This is a genomic window from Pseudomonas sp. PDM02, from assembly GCF_014852285.1.
Taxonomy (GTDB): Bacteria; Pseudomonadota; Gammaproteobacteria; order Pseudomonadales; family Pseudomonadaceae; genus Aquipseudomonas; species Aquipseudomonas migulae.
This window is the reverse complement of sequence record NZ_JACVBL010000007.1, coordinates 22,661-41,431: the sequence shown is the minus strand read 5'-3', so window position 1 is coordinate 41,431 and position 18,771 is coordinate 22,661. Positions and strand designations below refer to the sequence as shown.

At 62.1% G+C, this 18,771-nt stretch carries 19 protein-coding genes; 8 read left to right on the top strand and 11 right to left on the bottom strand.

Annotation, left to right across the window (positions count from 1 at the left end):
- The first annotated feature begins 167 nt into the window (after window positions 1-167).
- Window positions 168-980, top strand: coding sequence for an alpha/beta fold hydrolase (locus IB245_RS13665; protein ID WP_192227845.1), 813 nt, complete (start codon window positions 168-170; stop codon window positions 978-980).
- A 96-nt stretch (window positions 981-1,076) separates the two neighbouring features.
- On the opposite strand, the gene dsbG is transcribed toward IB245_RS13665, so the two are convergent.
- Genes dsbG through dsbD form a run of 3 tightly spaced genes read right to left on the bottom strand, consistent with a single transcriptional unit; the run spans window position 1,077 to window position 4,425 of the window.
- Window positions 1,077-1,847: a thiol:disulfide interchange protein DsbG gene (gene dsbG / locus IB245_RS13660; RefSeq protein WP_008033705.1), complete on the bottom strand. Its 771-nt coding sequence runs from the start codon at window positions 1,845-1,847 to the stop codon at window positions 1,077-1,079.
- Window positions 1,823-2,689 carry a TlpA disulfide reductase family protein gene (locus IB245_RS13655; protein ID WP_192227844.1) on the bottom strand — a complete coding sequence of 289 codons (867 nt, stop codon included), beginning with the start codon at window positions 2,687-2,689 and terminating at the stop codon, window positions 1,823-1,825. The genes dsbG and IB245_RS13655 overlap by 25 nt, the downstream gene beginning before the upstream one ends.
- Window positions 2,689-4,425 carry a protein-disulfide reductase DsbD gene (dsbD, locus tag IB245_RS13650; RefSeq protein WP_192227843.1) on the bottom strand — a complete coding sequence of 579 codons (1,737 nt, stop codon included), beginning with the start codon at window positions 4,423-4,425 and terminating at the stop codon, window positions 2,689-2,691. The genes IB245_RS13655 and dsbD overlap by 1 nt, the downstream gene beginning before the upstream one ends.
- A gap of 155 nt (window positions 4,426-4,580) precedes the next feature.
- Here dsbD and IB245_RS13645 point away from each other — a divergent pair, with 155 nt between their 5' ends.
- The 5 genes from IB245_RS13645 (at window position 4,581) to IB245_RS13625 (ending at window position 9,068) form a co-directional block, all read left to right on the top strand.
- Entirely contained in the window at window positions 4,581-5,264 is a 684-nt protein-coding gene (locus IB245_RS13645; protein WP_008033711.1) for a response regulator, read from the top strand.
- Entirely contained in the window at window positions 5,261-6,586 is a 1,326-nt protein-coding gene (locus tag IB245_RS13640; protein WP_192227842.1) for an ATP-binding protein, read from the top strand. Before IB245_RS13645 ends, IB245_RS13640 begins: the two co-directional genes overlap by 4 nt.
- Window positions 6,587-6,782: 196 nt before the next feature.
- On the top strand, window positions 6,783-7,268 hold the full coding sequence (locus IB245_RS13635) for a GNAT family N-acetyltransferase (protein ID WP_192227841.1): 486 nt from the start codon (window positions 6,783-6,785) through the stop codon (window positions 7,266-7,268).
- Between the two features lie 77 nt (window positions 7,269-7,345).
- Window positions 7,346-8,758, top strand: coding sequence for an aspartate aminotransferase family protein (locus IB245_RS13630; RefSeq protein WP_192227840.1), 1,413 nt, complete (start codon window positions 7,346-7,348; stop codon window positions 8,756-8,758).
- Between the two features lie 82 nt (window positions 8,759-8,840).
- On the top strand, window positions 8,841-9,068 hold the full coding sequence (locus IB245_RS13625; RefSeq protein WP_008033724.1) for an MbtH family protein: 228 nt from the start codon (window positions 8,841-8,843) through the stop codon (window positions 9,066-9,068).
- Between the two features lie 1,014 nt (window positions 9,069-10,082).
- Here the strand turns inward: IB245_RS13625 and IB245_RS13620 are convergent.
- The 8 genes from IB245_RS13620 to IB245_RS13585 are packed head-to-tail and all read right to left on the bottom strand — an operon-like array spanning window position 10,083 to window position 16,316.
- Window positions 10,083-10,985, bottom strand: coding sequence for a metal ABC transporter substrate-binding protein (locus IB245_RS13620; protein ID WP_008032651.1), 903 nt, complete (start codon window positions 10,983-10,985; stop codon window positions 10,083-10,085).
- Window positions 10,986-11,885: a metal ABC transporter permease gene (locus tag IB245_RS13615; protein WP_003226663.1), complete on the bottom strand. Its 900-nt coding sequence runs from the start codon at window positions 11,883-11,885 to the stop codon at window positions 10,986-10,988.
- Window positions 11,885-12,721 carry a metal ABC transporter ATP-binding protein gene (locus IB245_RS13610; protein ID WP_225609887.1) on the bottom strand — a complete coding sequence of 279 codons (837 nt, stop codon included), beginning with the start codon at window positions 12,719-12,721 and terminating at the stop codon, window positions 11,885-11,887. Before IB245_RS13610 ends, IB245_RS13615 begins: the two co-directional genes overlap by 1 nt.
- Window positions 12,718-13,644, bottom strand: coding sequence for a metal ABC transporter substrate-binding protein (locus IB245_RS13605; RefSeq protein WP_192227839.1), 927 nt, complete (start codon window positions 13,642-13,644; stop codon window positions 12,718-12,720). The genes IB245_RS13610 and IB245_RS13605 overlap by 4 nt, the downstream gene beginning before the upstream one ends.
- Window positions 13,645-13,679: 35 nt before the next feature.
- On the bottom strand, window positions 13,680-14,252 hold the full coding sequence (locus IB245_RS13600) for a DUF6162 family protein (protein WP_192227838.1): 573 nt from the start codon (window positions 14,250-14,252) through the stop codon (window positions 13,680-13,682).
- The gene (locus tag IB245_RS13595; RefSeq protein WP_008032642.1) at window positions 14,249-14,578 is read right to left on the bottom strand and encodes a hypothetical protein; all 330 of its coding nucleotides are present in this window, start codon (window positions 14,576-14,578) and stop codon (window positions 14,249-14,251) included. The genes IB245_RS13600 and IB245_RS13595 overlap by 4 nt, the downstream gene beginning before the upstream one ends.
- Window positions 14,575-15,117, bottom strand: coding sequence for a hypothetical protein (locus IB245_RS13590; RefSeq protein WP_008032641.1), 543 nt, complete (start codon window positions 15,115-15,117; stop codon window positions 14,575-14,577). Before IB245_RS13590 ends, IB245_RS13595 begins: the two co-directional genes overlap by 4 nt.
- Window positions 15,114-16,316 (bottom strand): PepSY-associated TM helix domain-containing protein, encoded by a 1,203-nt coding sequence (locus tag IB245_RS13585; RefSeq protein WP_008043032.1) that lies wholly within the window; start codon window positions 16,314-16,316, stop codon window positions 15,114-15,116. Before IB245_RS13585 ends, IB245_RS13590 begins: the two co-directional genes overlap by 4 nt.
- A gap of 412 nt (window positions 16,317-16,728) precedes the next feature.
- Between IB245_RS13585 and leuC the strand changes: the two genes are divergently transcribed.
- Window positions 16,729-18,150 (top strand): 3-isopropylmalate dehydratase large subunit, encoded by a 1,422-nt coding sequence (gene leuC, locus IB245_RS13580; protein ID WP_192227837.1) that lies wholly within the window; start codon window positions 16,729-16,731, stop codon window positions 18,148-18,150.
- On the top strand, window positions 18,147-18,758 hold the full coding sequence (gene leuD, locus IB245_RS13575) for a 3-isopropylmalate dehydratase small subunit (protein ID WP_192227836.1): 612 nt from the start codon (window positions 18,147-18,149) through the stop codon (window positions 18,756-18,758). The genes leuC and leuD overlap by 4 nt, the downstream gene beginning before the upstream one ends.
- The last annotated feature ends 13 nt before the right edge of the window (window positions 18,759-18,771 follow it).

The following is an 18,771-nucleotide window of genomic DNA, read 5'->3' as shown; positions in this document are numbered from 1 at the left end:
AAGGGCCTATTCGCCAGCAGGCTGGCTCCCACATTTGAACTGTGCTCGCAGAACAAAATGTGGGAGCCAGCCTGCTGGCGATGGGGCCTCTTAAAGCACCACAAGGTTGACTGTGGAACCACAGCAGCACAGTCTCCCTGCTCCGGTTTTCACAAAGGAAACAGTCAATGCCCTTCGTTACGATTGACGGACAACCCCTTCACTACATCGATCAAGGCACCGGCCCCGCCGTACTACTCGCCGGCAGCTACCTCTGGGACCAAGCGATGTGGGCGCCGCAGATCGCCGCCCTGTCGCAGCAATACCGGGTCATCGCCCTGGACCTGTGGGGCCACGGTGAGTCAGGCTCGCTACCCGAAGGCACGCAATCACTGGATGACATTGCACGGCAGGCGCTGGCCTTGCTCGATCATCTGCACATCGACCGTGTCACGCTGGTCGGTCTTTCCGTCGGTGGCATGTGGGGCGTGCGTCTGGCGCTGTCGGTTCCACAGCGGATCAACGGCCTGGTGCTGATGGACACCTACGTCGGCATCGAACCTGAACCCACCCGCCAATACTATTTCTCGCTGTTCAAACAGATCGAAGACAGCGGCGTGATTGCACTGCAACTGCTCGACATCGTCGTGCCGATTTTCTTCCGTCCGGGCATCGACCCGCAGTCGGCGCTGTATCAGGATTTCCGCGCAAAACTGGCTGCGCTGCCGCCAGAGCGTCTGCGCGAAAGTATCGTGCCGATGGGGCGGATCACATTTGGGCGCGATGATGTGTTGCCGCGCCTGGGCGAGCTGGAGGCTGAGGCCACGCTGGTGATGTGTGGTGATCAGGACAAGCCGCGACCACCGTCGGAAACCATAGAAATGGCCGAGTTGATCGGTTGTCCGTATGTGCTGGTGCCGGAGGCGGGGCATATCTCCAATCTGGAGAATCCACGGTTTGTGACTGAGGTGTTGCTGGAGTTTCTAGCCCGGAGAAATTAGTCGGTCTTGCTGACGCCTTCGCGGGCAAGCCTCGCTCCTACAGAAGCACGCGATCTATTGTAGGAGCGAGGCTTGCCCGCGAAGGGGCCGGTGAATTCACTTCGGCCCGAGAATCTTCACCAGCTTGTCCGGCGACGGCGCGCCTTGCTGCTGTTGCAGCTCGCCCTTGTCGTCCATGTAGAAAATCGCCGGCGTGGCCTGCAATTCCAGGTCTTCCATCAACTGCATGTTCGCCGCCAGTTTCGCCTGAATCGCCGGCGGTACTTCTTTCAGCGCCTTGAGCGTACTGGCCTTGCCAGCCCCTTCGTGGTCTTGCAGGGCTTTTTGCGGATCCTTGGCGGCCAGCAATGCCGCGGATTTGCCCGGGCTGTCTTCACGAATGATCCCGACCATGATGTGCCGCAACTGCACCTTGCCGGCCTTCACCCACGGCCGTGCCTGTTCCCAGAACACGTTGCAGTAAGGGCAGTTCGGATCGCTGAACAGGTACACCACGCGTGGCGCATCCTTGTTGCCGTCACCGATCCAGTTGCTCGCTTCCATCTTGCCCCAGATTTCCTTGGCCATCGGCGCGTACACCAGTTTCTGCAACGGCGCGCTGCTCAGGTCTTTGCCGTCGGCGTCGTACAAATTGCCCAGCAACACATGTTTGCCATCCGGCGTCAGGTACAGCGCCATGCCACGGTTCTGGTACTGCGCGGCATAACCGCGCAAGCCATCGGGCGCATCGAACTGGCCGACGATTTTCGCGCCCTTGGCTTCGATCTTCTTGATTGCTTCGGGCAACTCTTCGGCAGCCTGTACCGACGGCAGGTGCAGCAGGGCGGCGCCCAGGGTCAGCGTCAGCAGGTGGCGGAGGCGGGGCATGGCAGTTTCCTTGAAGAAGTGGACGGTGTGGCCGGATTCGGGGTGTCAAAGTTTTCCAGGGCGCGGGCCAGGCTGGCGTCCGACAGTTCACCCAGATGACTGCCCAGCAAGCGACCGTCAGGGCTATAGAACAGCGTAGTCGGCAATGCCATCGAACCGACGGCCTGACCCAATCGACCGCTGCCGTCGAACAGTACGTTGGACAGGCTCAGGCCCTGGGTTTCCAGAAAGGTACTGACGCTTTGCATGCTTTCCGCCTGATTGACGAACAGGAAGGTCAGGTCCGGGCGGTGTTGCTGAGCGTTTTCCAGCACCGGCATTTCCCGGCGACACGGCGGGCACCAGGTGGCCCAGAGATTGATCACCAGCGGCCCGCCCTTGTAATCCGTCAGTTGCACCGTTTCACCGGCGGCATTGCGCAGGGTGATGTCCGGCAGGCGCGTGCCTTGTTCGTAAATGCTCAGGGAAAACGTCGCGAGCAGCCAGAAAGCCAGGCCACTGGCCACGCCAAAGCCCAGTGGGCGACGTAAACCCGGTTGACGCCAGCCTCGATACACCGCGGCCAGCAGCAGCGCGATCACACCCGGCCAGGCGAGAAAACCACCGTCGCGCAGGTCGATGACTTGCCACGGATCGTCGCGATAGTGCTTCCAGTACAGCACGACGAAACTGATTCGGGCCGCCAGCATGCCTAGCAGGAACAGGCTGAACAGCGCCGACTCGGGATTTTCACCGCCACGCTTGGCCGCCCGCCAGCCGACAAACGTCGCCAGCGCCAGGGCACTGATCAGCAGCAGGTGGTTAAGCGCGATGGCAAACGTGCCGAGGGTAAAAGTCAGCATTAACGGGCGTCTCGGGTGGTGGTCCAGCGTTGCAGGAAGGTGTCGGCATCGACCTCGCCGGTGATGCGCTGGCTGCGACGTTCGATGCCATCGGCGCCGATCCACAGAAAACTCGGTGGCCCCGGCACTTTATAGCGGCCAAGCAGTTCGCGGCTGGCGGCATTGTCGGCGGTCACATCCAGCCGTAGCAAGCGCACATCGCTCAAGGCGTCGAGCACGCGGGGTTGGCCGAACACCTGTTTTTCCATGACTTTGCACGACACGCACCAATCGGCGTAGTAGTCCAGCAGCACCCATTGGCCCTGAGCTTGTGCGGCATCGAGCTCCCGTTGCAGAGCGGCCGGGTCCTTGATTGTGGTGAAAGCCTCGTGGCCGACCGGGCGGGCGACATTGCCCGCATTGGCAGCGCTATAGACCTGCAGCGGTTTCAACAGGTCATCACCGCCGCCCGCCGCACCGATCATCAACAGACTGCCCCACAGGCCGAGCAGCAATGAGCTGGCACCGAACAGATGCGCGACCCGCCCGAAACCTTGCGACTGTTTCCAGGCGCTGTAGGCGGCAATCAGCAACAACGCACCGCACAGACCGATCCACAGCGATTCATCCAGTACCGGCCGCAACATCAACAACGCGGTGGCGAGGAACAGGAAGCCGAACACGCCTTTGAGCAGGTTCATCCAGGCCCCGGGTTTGGGCAGGAAGCGGTTGCCGACGGTCACCAGCAACAACAGCGGCACACCGATACCGATGCCCATGGCAAACAGAATCAACCCGCCGTGCAGCGCATTGCCGCTTTGCGCGATATAGAGCAGGGCGCCGGCCAGCGGGGCGGTCATGCACGGACCGACCAGCAGGCCGGACAGCGCGCCCAGCACCCCAGCGCCAATCAGGCTGCCACCGCGCTGATTGCGCGAGACGTTTTCCAGTCGATCGCGCACGGCGACCGGCAGTTGCAACTCGAAGAAGCCGAACATCGGCAACGCCAGCAGCACAAACACGGCGGCGAAACTGCCCAGCAACCAAGGGTTTTGCAGCAGTGCCTGCAAATTCGCACCGAGCAGCGCCGCCAGAACGCCCATCGCCGCATACACCAGCGCCATGCTCACGACATAGCTGGTGGCCAAGGCAAATCCGCGTTTGGGCGTCGCGCCACTGCCGACGATCATACCGGCCAGAATCGGCAGCATCGGCAATGAGCAAGGGGTGAAGGCCAGCAGCAGGCCCAGACCGAAGAACACTAACAAGCTCCAACCCAACGCCCGTTGTTGCAGACTGCTGGCCAGGGCTTGATCCGGCGCTTCATTGGCCGCCGAAGCGACAACACTGCCGCCCAGATCCACGACCTGGGTTTGCGGCGGATAACACAATCCGGCATCGGCGCAGCCCTGGAAGCCGACCTTGATCTGGCCGGTCGCGCCCGCCGGGATCTTCAGCTCCAGGCCCTGGCGATAAACCGGCTGCTCACCGAAGAATTCATCACTGTGAGACTCGCCTTCAGGTAACACAGGGTGCAGCTCAGCGGGCAACCCATCGAACTTAAGGCGTTTCTGATAAAGGTAATAACCGTCGGTGATCTGCCAATAGAGTTGCGTTTCACCCGACTCAAGGCGCTCGGACGTGAAGACGAACGCTTTTTCCACTGGCAGGAATTCAGGTTTGGTTTCGAACGGATTGGTCCCTGCCTGGGCCAGACCCGAGATCAAGAGTGCAAAAAATAAAAACAATCGACGCATTGGGTAAGCCTTGTCCCTGTGCAAGTGAGGTGCACAATGTGGGGCGGCGATTAACCGATGATTAACCGTGACGGCCTTGTGACAAAGGCACTTGCGGCATAATGTCCGCTTAATCGGCCGCCGGCCTAATCACCTTTTTTTCAACAGGTCTCACCATGCACGTACTGGTTTGCGAAGACGATGAGCTGATCGCCAGCGGCATTGTCGCCGGCCTCACTGCCCAGGGCCTGACGGTGGAGCACGTCAACACTGCCTCGAAGGCCCGGGCCATGCTCAAGGTCGCCGAGTTCGACGTGATGGTGCTCGACCTCGGTCTGCCGGATGAAGACGGGCTCAAGCTATTGCAGCAGTTGCGCCATCATGGCCTGGAGATTCCGGTGCTGATCCTCACCGCGCGGGATTCGGTGACCGACCGCGTCGACGGCCTGCAAGCGGGGGCCGACGATTACCTGCTCAAGCCGTTCGACCTGCGCGAACTCGCCGCACGCCTGCACACGTTGTTGCGACGGGTGGCGGGGCGTAGCGTCAACCTGATCGAACACGGCCGCTTGACGTACGACCCGAGCAGCCGCGAAACCATGCTTGGCGGTCAGCCGGTGGATCTTTCCCGTCGCGAACAGTCACTGTTGCAAGCCTTGCTGCACAACCGTGGCCGGGTGCTGTCCACGGAGCAGTTGAAAGACAGCGTCTATGGGTTCAACGACGAACTGGAAAGCAACGCCCTCAACGTGCATATCCATCACCTGCGGCGCAAACTGGGTAATGGCATTGTCGAGACCGTGCGTGGCCTGGGCTATCGCCTGGGGCCGGCCGATGATGGAGAGGAAGTGAAAAAGTGATGAGCCTGCGTTTGCGCCTGAGCCTGACGCTCGGCGCCGCATTTGCGCTGATCTGGGCCCTGGCAGCGGCCTGGATGCTCAGCGACCTGCGCAACCAGATGATGTTTTCCCTCGACCAGCGGCTGGTGGCATCGGCGCGCATGGTCGCGGGCCTGATGGAGCAACTGCCGCCGTTGCCGACCAAGGGCGAGGGCACCCATTTCAGTGCGGAACAACTGAATATTCCGGGCGGGATGGCGTGTCAGGTCAGCTCGCTGCGCGGCGAAATCCTCGCCCGCAGCCACACCGATCCACAACAAACACTGCAAGCCGAGAAAATGGGCTTCCACGATCAGATGATCGACGGCGCACCGTGGCGCAGTTTCACCCTGGCCCGTGGCGATCTGCGCATCACCACGGCGGATCGGCAAATCGAACGTGAAGCGCTCAACATGTCGATCCTGCTGGCCGCTTCGGTGCCGGTGGGTGTGGCGTTGCTCGGTTGCCTGTGCCTGCTGTGGCTGGGGATCGGCCAGGGCCTGGCGCCGCTGAACCGCATGCGCGATGCCTTGATGCGACGCAGCGCCGACTCGCTGGAACCCTTGCAGATTCAGCCGCTGCCCAGTGAGTTGCAACCGTTGCTGGACACTCAGAACCAGCTGTTCCAGCGCATCGGCAAGACCATCGAGCGCGAACGCCGATTGACCGGCGACGCGGCCCACGAACTGCGCAGCCCGCTGACGGCCATCAAAACCCACCTGCAAGTGGCGCGCATGACCGATGGCGCGGCACGGGATCAGTCCCTGGCGCGGGCCGAAGAGGGCGCCGACCGTCTGCACCGCACGCTTGAGCAATTGTTGTTGCTGGCAAGGGTCGAGGGCAGTCTGTCGTTCGACGACGGTGTGCAATGCAGCGCCGAGCAAGTGGCGAAACTGGCGATTCAGGATGCCGCCAGCGGTGATCGTCAGCGGATCAAATTCAAGCTGCCACCGAAGCTCTCCCTCGCGCCGGTGCAAATGCCGGCGGTGCTGTCGATCGCGGCGTTGCGCAACCTGCTGGACAACGCGCTGCGCCATACCCCGAACGACGGTGCGGTAGAACTGAGCCTGGTAACCACCGGCAACCGCGTGCAGTTCGTCGTGCGCGACCATGGACCGGGCATTGCCGAGGACGATATGCAACACCTGACCCAACGCTTCTGGCGCAACGGACAGAGCACCGGCTGCGGTCTGGGGTTGGCGATTGTCCAGGCGATTGTTCAGCGTTGTGGCTGCACGCTGCATTTCGACAGCCGGCCGGATGGCTTGCGGGTCGAGCTGACGATGCCGTTGCAACAAATCTGACCAGCACAATCCCCTGTAGGAGCCGGCTTGCTGGCGATTGCATCTGACTCACCGAGGTGTATGCATCGCCAGCAAGCCGGCTCCTACAGGTCGCTGTGTTGCACATCAAATGTAACGTCTCGCCATTGGCGTTCCGACGGCCACCAGCGCTATCGTCCCCGGCAGCTTTTTCTCAATGGATTGAGGTTACAGCGCCATGGAAAACCCCCTACACATCTGCAAGGCAACCCCCGCCGACGCCGGGATCATCAGCCGGATCGTCGAGCGTTCCATCCGCGTCGGCTGCGCGCTCGACCATCGCAACGACCCGCAAACCGTCGCCACCTGGACCCACAACAAAACCGTCGAACACATTCAACCGTGGCTGACCGACCAACGGTTGTACCTGAACATCGCCCTGTTGCAGGACAAACCGGTCGGCGTCGCGATGGCGGCGATCAGCGGCAAGCTTGCTTTCTGTTACGTGCAGCCGGAATGGTTTCGTCGTGGCGTCGGGCAAGCGCTGGTGCGCGACCTTGAAGGCTGGCTGATCGATAACGGGCTGGCTCAGGTACGACTCAACAGCACCCGGACCAGCGAAGCCTTTTACCGGCATCTGGGTTATCAGCCCTGTGCTGAAACCTTCACCGTAGCCGGGCTTCGCGCCATCCCCATGCACAAAGGCCTGACCCCGCCTTCATAGAAAGCCGGGCAAGGGTCTAAATCCTCGGCGCCCTGATGCGTTTCCAGAACAGGAAAACCTTATTGAGGGGTCGAGAGATGTCAGTCGCTACCAGCCTTATGGAAGATCAGTCGGCCCGGATCGCTCCGGCGCCGGCCGAAACGCTTTATCAGTTCAACGAATCGCCATTGCTGGCGCGCCAGAGCCAGCAGGAGTCGAATGCCCGCAGCTACCCGCGACGCATTCCCCTGGCACTCAAGCGCGCAAAGGGCATTTATGTCGAAGACGTCGAGGGCCGCAGCTTCATCGACTGCCTGGCCGGCGCCGGAACGCTGGCCCTGGGGCATAACCATCCGGTGGTGATCGAAGCGATCCAGCAAGTGCTGACCGATGAACTGCCGCTGCACACCCTCGACCTGACCACCCCGGTCAAGGATCAATTCGTCCAGGACCTGTTTGGTCTGCTGCCGCCGGCTCTGGCTGCGGAAGCAAAAATCCAGTTCTGCGGCCCGACCGGCACCGACGCCGTGGAAGCCGCGCTGAAACTGGTGCGCACCGCCACCGGTCGCAGCACCGTGCTGTCGTTCCAGGGCGGTTATCACGGCATGAGCCAGGGCGCGCTGAGCCTGATGGGCAGCCTGGGGCCGAAAAAACCGTTGGGCGCATTGCTCAGCAGTGGCGTGCAGTTCATGCCGTATCCCTACGATTACCGTTGCCCGTTCGGCCTCGGCGGCGCGCAAGGCGTGCAGGTCAACCTGAACTACCTGGAAAACCTGCTGAACGATCCCGAGGCGGGTGTGCAATTGCCGGCGGCAGTGATTGTCGAGGCCGTTCAGGGCGAGGGCGGGGTGATCCCGGCTGATCTCGATTGGTTGCGCGGTCTGCGTCGCATCACCGAAAAGGCGGGTGTGGCGTTGATCGTCGACGAAATCCAGAGCGGTTTCGCCCGCACCGGCAAGATGTTTGCTTTCGAGCATGCGGGGATCATCCCGGACGTGGTGGTGATGTCCAAGGCCATCGGCGGCAGCTTGCCGCTGGCGGTGGTGGTGTATCGCGACTGGCTCGACACCTGGTTGCCGGGCGCGCATGCCGGGACCTTCCGTGGCAATCAAATGGCCATGGCGGCGGGCTCTGCGGTGATGCGTTATCTGGCTGAACACAAGGTTTGCGAACACGCTGCGGCCATGGGCGAGCGCTTGAGCGAACACTTGCGCATTCTTCAGCGGGACTTCCCGCAACTGGGCGATATTCGCGGTCGTGGCTTGATGCTTGGCGTCGAGCTGGTTGACCCGACCGGCGTGCCGGATGTGCAAGGTCATCCACCGATCTTCGCGCGACTGGCGCCGCTGGTGCAGCGTGAATGCCTCAAGCGTGGGTTGATTCTTGAGCTGGGTGGTCGGCATGGCGGTGTGGTGCGCTTCCTGCCGCCGCTGGTGATTACTGCAGCGGAAATCGATCGGGTGGCGGAGATTTTTGGCCGGGCGATGGCTGCTGCCACTGCCAGCCTCTAAATTTTCCGGGCCCCGCAACGTTCTTTCTACATAACGGCTGCGCACGCAGTGCAGCCCACCCTTACAGCGATGGAGAGACACCATGACGTCAGTATTCGACCGCGAGGACATCCTCTTTCAGGTCGTGGTCAACCACGAAGAGCAGTACTCGATCTGGCCCGACTACAAGGCCGTGCCGGAGGGTTGGCGCACCGTGGGCAAGAGTGGCTTGAAAAAGGAATGCCTGGCTTACATCGAAGAAACCTGGACCGATATGCGTCCGCTGAGTTTGCGCAAGAAGATGGAAGAGCAGGCGGCTGTGGCTCACTGAAGTCTTCGTGCAAAGAGAAGCCCGCTGGACCGAGAAGGTCAGCGGGCTTTTTTTGCGTCTGCATGTTGTGGCGTCGAGCGCGGAACCTGTAGGAGCCGGCTTGCTGGCGATGGCTGTGTATCAGGCGCCTTTTTTGAGGGTGTACATATCCATTCCTGCGGTAACGGCCGCTAATGGTTTCGCCCTTACGGCGAGTCCCTTTTTCAAACGCCAAAAAGGAACCAAAAGGCTTTGCCCCTGACGTACGGCCCTTCGCCTAGGCTCAGGGTTCCCTCGCTCCGGTCCTGCTCCGTGGGCCCGCCGCCATCGGCCATCCATGGCCGGGGGCGGCTACCGCGGCATCCTTGCCGCGGTGCCCACTGCGCAGAACCTCCACTCGGCCTCCCGACGGGGCAGATCAAAAGCCAAAGCAAAATCAAAAGCCAAAGCGAGGCGGCCTGCGAGCCGACCTGTTTCTTTGTTCGTACGCATTCCCCTGTAGGAGCCGGCTTGCTGCGGGCGGCGTTCCGACGATTGCGGTGGGTCAGTCAACTTATTTCTCGACTGACCCACCGCAATCGCCAGCAAGCCGGCTCCTACAGGGAATCCCATACGCTTTTGATTTCCACCACTCATCAGGCCGAGCGTTAGCTCGCCTTCCGCTTTTGATCTGAGCGCCCCCTCGAGAGGCCGAGTGGAGGTTCTGCGCAGTGGGCAACCCGGCATGGATGCCGGGTTAGCCGCCCCCGGCCATGGATGGCCGATGGCGGCGGGCCCACGGAGCAGGACCGGAGCGAGGGCATGGCGAGCATTAGCGAGCCACCGAACGAAAGGGGCAAGAGCCCTTGGTTACTTGGGGCTCTTCCAAGTGACTCGCTGTAAGAGCGAAACCAATAGTGGCCGTTACCGCAGCAATGGATATGTACACCTGAACGAAAATGGTCGGCTATCAGGCCGCCATCGCTGGCAAGCCAGCTCCTACAGGGGATTTGCGTAACACCCACCGTAGAGAATGATCATGCGGTCCAGCCGACGCTAAGCCCCACTCAACCCCTTGATCACCAAATCCACATTCCCCTCCAGCTCAGCCACCGGGTCCGCCGCGTCCACACTCAAAACGACCAACCGACTCCCGGCCTCGGCAATCACCGCTTTCACCGCGTCCGACGGCTGCCGATGATGCAACACCACCGCCACGTCATTGTCCTTGAGCGTCGCGCCCAATTGCTTCAGCGCCTCCGGTGTCCACTCGGCGTCGGGCCGCGCATCGAGACCGATCAGTTCCAGATTGAGCCCGCCAATCAGGTAACCAAAGTGATCGCTCAGGCTCATCACGCTCAGATTGTCAGCACTGGCCAGCCGCGCTTCGCTGTCGGCGCTGAACTTGAGCAAGCGCTGTTTCAGTGTCGCAAGGTTGGCCTCGATCACAGGCTTTGCAGCAGGAGCAAGGCGCACCAGGTCCGCCGCCATCACATCCGCCATGCGCCCCATGTTGTTGCTGGAAAACCACGGCTGACTGTTCAAGCCATCGACCTTGTTGCCCGGCTGCACGGCAATGCCGGGCAGGGCGCCGTCCACCGGGCGCGCGGCGTCGACTTCGACGATGCGAATATTGCTGCGCCGGGCGATCGGGTACAGCGGATCATCCGCCCACAACGAACGAAGACCAATCACCGCATCGGCGTCAGTCGCCAGTTTGGCCAATGCCGGCGCGCCGCGCCCGGTGAAGTAAGCCGTCTGACGACTGCCAGGCAGGTTCGCCGGCGCCGCGCGTTCAAGGTTGACGTTGGTGCCCTTGAGCAATACTTCGCCCAGACCATAAGTGATCGGCAAGGACGCCAGCACATGCAACGGTTTGGCGCTGTCCGCCGCAAACGAGGTATTGACCAGCCCGCACAGGGCGACGGCCAGGGTCAGTTGACGCAGAGAAAATGACATTTATCCGAGGTTCCCTTTCAGGCTGGGGACGACGCCGCGCGCAATGGCGGCGAGGGCGAAGGCGATACCGGCCACCAGAATGATCGCGGCGCCGGACGGGATCGGCAGGTCGAACACAATCGGCGCAAGAATCCCGCACAGCGTGCTGACCGTGGCGATCAGTACCGAGCACCAGAAGAATCCTTTGAGCGACTGGCTGAGCAACCGCGCTGCCGCTGCCGGAATCACCAACAGCGCACCGACCAGAATCGCCCCGATGACTTTCACTGCCGCCACGGTGATCAGCGTCACCAGAATCACGAACAGGTAATCCAGGGTCTTCACAGCCACGCCGCGCACCGCCGCCAGTTGCGGGTTGAAACTGGCGAGCATGATGCGGTTGTACAGCGGCAAGGCCAGCGCCATCACCAGGGATCCGACGATGGCCAGCACCAGCAAGTCATTTCCGTTGACGGTCAGCACCGAACCGAACAGCACGTTCTCCAGAATGTGCACGTTGATCTTGCCCGCCAGAATCAACAGCAGGCTCGCGCCCAGTGCCAGCGACACCGACAGGAACACGCCGATCAAGGTATCTGGCGCCAGCCCCGTACGGTTACGCAGGTAATTCAGCAATATCCCGAACAGCAGGCAGTAACCGAACAGGCTGCCATAGGGCCCGGTGTAGGGTTCGCCGAGCAGAATGCCGATGGCCACGCCAGTCAGCGCCGCGTGACCCACCGCTTCGGAGAAAAACGCGAAGCGCTTGACCACCACCAGCGTGCCCAAGCCGCCCAGCACAGGGCCGATCAGCAAACCGGCAAGCAGCGCGTTGACCACGAATCCATAGGCCAGCGCCTCAGGCAGATAACCCGAAGACGCCCAGCCCTGAACCATCAAGCGAAAGGCTTCGTAACTCATCAGACAGCGCTCCGTGGATGGGTCGAGAACAGGGTCAGCAAACGTTCCGGGGTCAGTGCCTGTTTCGGCGTGGCATCGAACAGCACCCGACGATTGAGCCCGGTGACGCGATCCGCCAGACGCCCGACCGCTTCCAGATCATGCTCGATCCACAGCACGGTGATCCCGCTCTGGCGCCAGTCGCCGAGCAACCGTTCGAACACCTGAATGCCCGCCTCATCGAGGGCCGACATCGGCTCATCGAGCACCAGTAATTGCGGCGCCGGGATCAGTCCCTGTGCAAGCAACACGCGCTGACGCTCGCCTCCGGACAAGGCGCCCATGCGCCGCTTGCGCTTGTCCTGCATGCCGACCCGCTCAAGCGCTTCGCCAATCGCTGCCGCGTAATGCTTGCTCAACCCGAGGAACGCCGGGCGCCGCTGGCACATGGCGGCCATGAAATCGTCGACGGTCATCGGCAAGCCGCGATCAAACTCCAGCGCTTGCGGCACGTAGCCGATGGTGCCGGGTTCGCCGGGCCATTGCAGGCTCAAGCGACCCTGATGCGGCATCTGCCCGAGCAGGGTCTTGATCAACGAACTCTTACCGCCACCGTTGGGACCGACCAGCGCATGCACGCTGCCGGGCTGAACCTGGAAGGTGACCTGGTCAAGGATCGTCGTGCGCCCCAGCGTCAAACTGACCTCCGCAAAATCCAGCGTCGGCCCCGCCCCCTGTAGGAGCCGGCTTGCTGGCGATAGCGGTGTGTCATTCAACGATGATGTCGGCTGACCCGACGCCTTCGCGAGCAGGCTCGCTCCCACAGGGGACTCACTGAGTGTTTCTTTAGCGGTCATTGCCCAGACTCCTGAATCGCCCGGACCACGGTGTTGAGGTTGCCGGTCATTTCCTTTTCATACTTGTCGGCGGTGTACTCGCCATAGGAAATGTGCGACAGCGGGTACAGCTTCACCCCGGATTCACGCTGGATGGTGTCGACGTAGGTGGACGGGAAATCCATCTCCGAGAAAATCACCTTCACGTCCAGTTCGCGCAGTTGATCGATGGTCTTTTTCAGCTGGCTCGGGCTCGGTTCGATGCCGTGGGCCGGTTCGACCACGGCGGTCACTTCCAGGCCAAACTCGCGCAGCAGGTAATCGTAAGCCGCATGAACCGTGGCCACCCGCAGCTCGGCGTTCGGCGCCTGGGTCAGTTTCGCCAGGGCGTCGGCGCGCATCTGCCGCAGGCGTTTGCCGTAGGCGCGGGCGTTTTGGGTGTAGGTCTTGGCGTTGGCCGGATCGAGCTTGCCGAGTTCCCGGGCAATGTTATTGACCTGGGCAATGGAGGCGCTGATCGACAGGAAAGTGTGCGGGTTAACGACTTTGCCGGCACCGCGCGCGGCAACACCGGTGGCGGCCAGCAGCGGTACGTTTTCGTTGGCTTCGATCACGGCCACGTTCGGCGTTTCGCTGGCGGCGATCATGCGGTCGGCGAAGTCGTCATGGCCGACGCCGTTGAGCACGATCACGTCCAGCCCGCTGATGCGCTTGATGTCTTCGGCGCGGGGCTCGTAGGCATGCGGGTTGAAGCCGGCCGGAATCAGCGGCACCACTTCGGCCTTGTCGCCGACGATGTTGGCTACGTAGCTGTAATAAGGGTGCAGGGTGATGCCGATGCGCAGGCGCTTGGCTTCATCGGCGCTGGCCAGTGGCGTCAGCAGCAAGGCAAGCAGGCCGATCAGCAGCGGCCGCAAGAATGAACGTTGAGATGAAATAGGCATGGGAAAGCGGTCTTCTCTCGGGTGAAGGCGAGGGTTCAGTGCCGGTGCTGGCGGGTCACGCCGGCATCGAATTGCGCGACGATCTGCTGCCAGCCGGCGCTTTCGAGCGCGGCGTCCGTGAGGTCGGCCGGGGCTTTGAGGTCGGCGCCACGGTTGAGCCAGATGTCTGGCGCATCTTCGTCGGCAGTCAGGCGCATCAGAAACGAACCGGCCACGGCGGACGACTGGCTCTGGCCGAAATACGCCTTGGCGTCGAGCAATTGCCAGGCATGCGCGCCACGGCTGATGGAGCTGGCGTCCTGGGCAAACGGCGCAAAACCTTCGTCCGCCAGGGCTTCGGGTGTTGGCAGGGTTTGCTGTTCCTGGCGCAGCAGGTGAATCTCGTCCAGCGTCACCCGCAGGTCGGCATAGATGCCTTGCTCGGAGGCGCTGAGGTCGCGGCGGGCATCCAGTTGATGGCTGCTGACGGTGCTGATTTCCTGGGACTCGTGGCGCCAGGCGACCACCGAACCGGCGACCGCCAGGATCATCAGGCACAGCAGCAACACATACAGGGTTTCATGACCGGCACCGGCCGGGCGGACGACGTGTGTCGTTGGCGTACTCATGGGGCTTGGATGTCCGCTTGGTCGATCTCGACGACGTGGCCGGGACCGGCATCGAACAGCACATAAAATTCGGCGCTGGGCTTCTTGAAGGTCAGTTTGGAATCGGCACCGAGCTTGCCCGGCACCAGGATGGTTTCGTCGTAGCCGATCACATCCAGGGTCACGCCCGGTGCGCCGCTGCCGTCGGAGAAACCGCCGGTGCACTGGATCTGCTCGGCGTCGATGGCCTTGCACTCGCACATCGGGTTGTGGGCCAGGGCGCTGGCGCTGAAGCCGGCGCACAGCACCAGCAACACGGCGTGGAGAGGGCGAAATGCGTTGCTCATGGTTTGCCTCCTTGTTTGTTCAGCCACTCGAGGGTGGCGGGGGATGCCTGGCTCAGCGGGATGGACGCTTGATGCATGGCGCCGTCCCAGCCTTCCATGGTGATCCACAGCTCGGCGTCGGCCTTGGTTTTTTCCGGGATCGGCAGCATGGCGCCCATGCGGTAGGGCGTGCCGAAGAAAATCACCCCGGCGGCGCGCAGGCTGCGCGGTTTGCCGATGCGCAGGTAAGTCGCCTTGACCTGCTCGCGGCAGCTGTCGCACAGCGCCGCGTTGAAACTCTTCATGTAACCGGCCGGGCCATCGGGCCGCGGTGCTTCGTTGCGAAGTTCCGCCAGGCGCAGGCTCCACGGCCCGACCTGAACTTCACCGATTTCCCGCTCGCCCAGGCCGGTGTCCCCGCGAAACAGCGCGGCATCGGCAAAGTACTTGGGCATGAAACCCAGCGGCACCAGCAATAGCAAAACGTTGATGTGGAAGCGCCATTTGTGCCAGAAGCGGCTCAGTCTGGACCCCGGTTTTTCGGCGGCGAACAGGCTCATTGGCTGACCTCCGTGGTGTCGTGGCTCGTGACATGAGTGGCATCGGCAGCGCGAGGACGTTTGTTGCTGCGCTTGAGGGCGTTAGCGGTGGCCAACGCAGTGCGCTTGGTCCAGATCAGCAGGCCGCTGAGGACCATCATGCTCAGGAGCAGGCCGAAGAAGAACCAGATCAGCTTGATCCAGAGCCCGCCGAAATCGCCGGTGTGCAGCGGCCGCATCGATTCGGTCACCAGCTCCAGCCCCGAGCGGTCCGAGAGCAGGCGGGTGACGGCGACGTCGCCGGTGTACGGGTTGATTTCGGCAGTCTGGAACATCAGCGGATACCAGCTGCGGCCGCCCACCGAGAGGTAGCTGTAGGCATTGGCGGGCAGGCTGATGAAGCTGTCTTCGAGGCCGGGAATGCGTGCCTTCGCTTCACGGATTGCCGTTTCCAGGCTGATCATCGGTGCCGGCGAGCCGTCGGCGGTGAGGGGCACGCTCTCACGCGGGACCACTGGCGCCACCGGGGCGGTGGAAATCGTGATCTGGTTATCGAACATGAACGCTTCGATCAGGAACCAGGTGCTGGTGACGGAAATCACCGCGATGAACCAGATCGACCAGATGCCGCTGAGGCGGTGAAAGTCGCCCCAGAAAATCCGCGCGCCGTGACGCAGGCGCAGGGTCGGTCGCAAAAAGCCTTTCCAGAAGCGCTTGTAGACCACTAGCCCGGTAATCAGCGAAGCCAGCAGCGGCAGACTGAGAAACGACACCAAATACCAGCCCCAGCTGTAGCCATTGGTGAACGGCACCAGCCACCAACCGTGCAAGGCGCGGGTGAAGGCCCTGAAGTTGAATTGCGGGGCTGTGCCCTGGATCACGCCGCTGTACGGGTTGACGTAGACCACCACCGAACGGCCGTCAGGGTAGGTCACTTCCACGTCCAGGGCGAAATGCGTTTCGTCAGGTCGGCTGATGCTCTCGACCAGGATCTGCGGCTCTGCCTGCTTGATCGCGGCGATGAGCTGGTCATAGCTCAACAGCGGCGCATCATCGGAAGGTTGGCTGGCGCGCATTTGCGGGTTGGCCAGCCAGACGATTTCCTGGCTGATCACCGCCAGCGTGCCGGTCACACAGACGATCAGCACAAAAAACCAGATGGGCAGGGCCAGCCAGCTGTGGACCAGAAACCAGAGTTTTGAGCGGGATTTCTTCGACATGATTAAGGTCTTGTATCGATGAGAGGGCCTCTGCTGCGGGCTTCCCAGCGTGGGGTCCATGAAAAGTGCGGTCGTGGCTTTTGCCTACGCGAACCGCCTGCATCTATATAAGACGAATGAGAATCAGAAATCCCGAACCTCGATATGAAAGTAAATGTTTCGTATTCCTGTGAATGAACGCATAACCCTGTGGGAGCGGGCTTGCTCGCGAAAGCGGTCTTTCAGATAAAGAAAAGCCGACTGACATACCGCTTTCGCGAGCAAGCCCGCTCCCACAAGGTGGGGCGGCGTGTGCCTTGATCCAACACGAACCATGTTCCAAGGGATCACTCTCCGGCCATTGATGGGGCCGGGCGACTGCCTAAGATGGGGCGCAGACGCCTGAAACCCGCGAGCCTGAGCGAATATCCCCATGACTTCAGCAAGAACCCTTTATGACAAACACATCGATTCCCACACGGTGTGTCGCCTCGATGACCAGGGTCACGTCCTGTTGTACATCGACCGCCAGGTCATCAACGAATACACCAGCCCCCAAGCCTTCAGCGGTTTGCGCGACGCCAAGCGCGGGGTCTGGCGCCCCGGCACCGCGCTGGCGGTGGTCGATCACGTCAACCCCACGGCACCCAACCGCATTGCGGCGATGCCGGACGCGGGCGGTGCGCGGCAAGTGTCGTACCTGGCGGAAAACTGCCGGGACTTCGGCATCGAATTGCTCGACATCCTCGACAAACGCCAGGGCATCGAGCACGTCATCGCCCCGGAGCAGGGGTTCATCCTGCCGGGCATGGTGATTGCCGCAGGCGACAGCCACACCACCACCTATGGCGCCCTCGGCGCATTCGGTTTCGGCATCGGCACGTCGGAGATCGAACACCTGCTGGCGTCCCAGACCCTGGTCTACAAACGCTTGAAAACCCTGCGCGTGACGGTGGACGGTGAGCTGGCGCCGGGGCTGACGTCCAAGGACGTGATCATGGCGCTGATCGGCCGGATCGGCGCGTCCGGAGCCACGGGCTACGCCATCGAGTTTCGCGGTTCGACCATCGATGCACTGAGCGTCGAAGCGCGCATGACCATCTGCAACATGGCGGTGGAAGCGGGCGCGCGAGGTGCGTTCATGGCGCCGGACGACAAAGTGTTCGCCTACCTCAAGGACAAACCCCGCGCGCCCAAAGGTGCGCTGTGGGAGCAAGCGGTGCAGAAATGGCGAGCCTTGCACAGCGATGCCGACGCACTGTTCGACCGTGAAGTGTCGCTGGACGCCAGCGCGCTGGAGCCGATGGTCACCTGGGGCACCAGCCCGGATCAGGCCTCGCCGATCGGTGCCCGCGTCCCGGACCCGCAAGACATCAGCGACCTGATCCTGCGCCAGGACATGCGCCGCGCCCTGACTTACATGGGCCTCGAAGCGGGCATGCCGCTGAGCGACATCGTCATCAGCCACGCGTTTATCGGCTCCTGCACCAACGCCCGTATCGAAGACTTGCGCGACGCCGCCAGCGTGGTGCGCGGCAAACGCGTCGCCGAACACGTGCGGGCGATGATCGTGCCGGGCTCCACCGAAGTGCGCGATCAGGCCGAAGCCGAAGGCCTGGCGGCGATTTTTATCGATGCCGGTTTCGAGTGGCGCCAGTCCGGGTGCTCGATGTGCCTGGCGATGAACGACGACGTGCTGGCGCCGGGTGACCGCTGCGCCTCCAGCACCAACCGCAATTTCGAAGGCCGCCAGGGCGCCGGTGCCCGTACGCACCTGATGAGCCCGGCGATGGTCGCTGCGGCGGCGATCACTGGCCGCTTGACCGACATCCGTCATTTTGGAGCCCGCGCATGAGCCTGCAACCCTTCACTCAAGTCAGCGGCAAAGCCGCGCCAATGCTGGCGGCCAACATCGACACCGATGTGATCATGCCCAAACAGTTTCTCAAGGGCATCGACCGTTCCGGGCTGGATCGGGGTTTGTTTTTTGATCTGCGTTTTTTGCCTGACGGCCAACCCAACCCTGCGTTCGTGCTCAATCAACCGGCATGGCAGGGCGCGAGTTTCATGGTGGTCGGGCCGAATTTCGGCTGCGGGTCGAGCCGTGAACATGCGGTCTGGGGATTAAAGCAGATGGGCATCCGTGCGCTGATCGGCAGCAGTTTTGCGGGGATTTTTTACGACAACTGCCAGCGTAACGGGGTGCTGCTGATTACGCTGGATGAGCCCGTGCTGCAGCGTCTCGGGCAAGTGGTCAGCCAGCCAGAGACGGCGCTGATCAGCGTTGATCTGGAAACGCAGCAGATTCGTCTTCAAGGCGAGGTCATCCCCTTCGAAATCGACACCCTGCGCAAAATCGCGCTGGTGCTGGGCCTCGACGCCATCGGCAGCACCTTGCAGCGCAGCGAACAAATCAAAGCCTTCGAACACCAACACCTGACCGCCAACCCCTGGCTGAGCTGAAATCGCTTTCGCG

Coding starts and splice junctions, on each gene's coding strand:
- IB245_RS13665 (WP_192227845.1), top strand. CDS start 168: ATGCCCTTCGTTACGATTGACGGACAACCCCTTCACTACATCGATCAA.
- dsbG (WP_008033705.1), bottom strand. CDS start 1,847: ATGCCCCGCCTCCGCCACCTGCTGACGCTGACCCTGGGCGCCGCCCTG.
- IB245_RS13655 (WP_192227844.1), bottom strand. CDS start 2,689: ATGCTGACTTTTACCCTCGGCACGTTTGCCATCGCGCTTAACCACCTG.
- dsbD (WP_192227843.1), bottom strand. CDS start 4,425: ATGCGTCGATTGTTTTTATTTTTTGCACTCTTGATCTCGGGTCTGGCC.
- IB245_RS13645 (WP_008033711.1), top strand. CDS start 4,581: ATGCACGTACTGGTTTGCGAAGACGATGAGCTGATCGCCAGCGGCATT.
- IB245_RS13635 (WP_192227841.1), top strand. CDS start 6,783: ATGGAAAACCCCCTACACATCTGCAAGGCAACCCCCGCCGACGCCGGG.
- IB245_RS13630 (WP_192227840.1), top strand. CDS start 7,346: ATGTCAGTCGCTACCAGCCTTATGGAAGATCAGTCGGCCCGGATCGCT.
- IB245_RS13625 (WP_008033724.1), top strand. CDS start 8,841: ATGACGTCAGTATTCGACCGCGAGGACATCCTCTTTCAGGTCGTGGTC.
- IB245_RS13620 (WP_008032651.1), bottom strand. CDS start 10,985: ATGTCATTTTCTCTGCGTCAACTGACCCTGGCCGTCGCCCTGTGCGGG.
- IB245_RS13615 (WP_003226663.1), bottom strand. CDS start 11,885: ATGAGTTACGAAGCCTTTCGCTTGATGGTTCAGGGCTGGGCGTCTTCG.
- IB245_RS13610 (WP_225609887.1), bottom strand. CDS start 12,721: ATGACCGCTAAAGAAACACTCAGTGAGTCCCCTGTGGGAGCGAGCCTG.
- IB245_RS13605 (WP_192227839.1), bottom strand. CDS start 13,644: ATGCCTATTTCATCTCAACGTTCATTCTTGCGGCCGCTGCTGATCGGC.
- IB245_RS13600 (WP_192227838.1), bottom strand. CDS start 14,252: ATGAGTACGCCAACGACACACGTCGTCCGCCCGGCCGGTGCCGGTCAT.
- IB245_RS13595 (WP_008032642.1), bottom strand. CDS start 14,578: ATGAGCAACGCATTTCGCCCTCTCCACGCCGTGTTGCTGGTGCTGTGC.
- IB245_RS13590 (WP_008032641.1), bottom strand. CDS start 15,117: ATGAGCCTGTTCGCCGCCGAAAAACCGGGGTCCAGACTGAGCCGCTTC.
- IB245_RS13585 (WP_008043032.1), bottom strand. CDS start 16,316: ATGTCGAAGAAATCCCGCTCAAAACTCTGGTTTCTGGTCCACAGCTGG.
- leuC (WP_192227837.1), top strand. CDS start 16,729: ATGACTTCAGCAAGAACCCTTTATGACAAACACATCGATTCCCACACG.
- leuD (WP_192227836.1), top strand. CDS start 18,147: ATGAGCCTGCAACCCTTCACTCAAGTCAGCGGCAAAGCCGCGCCAATG.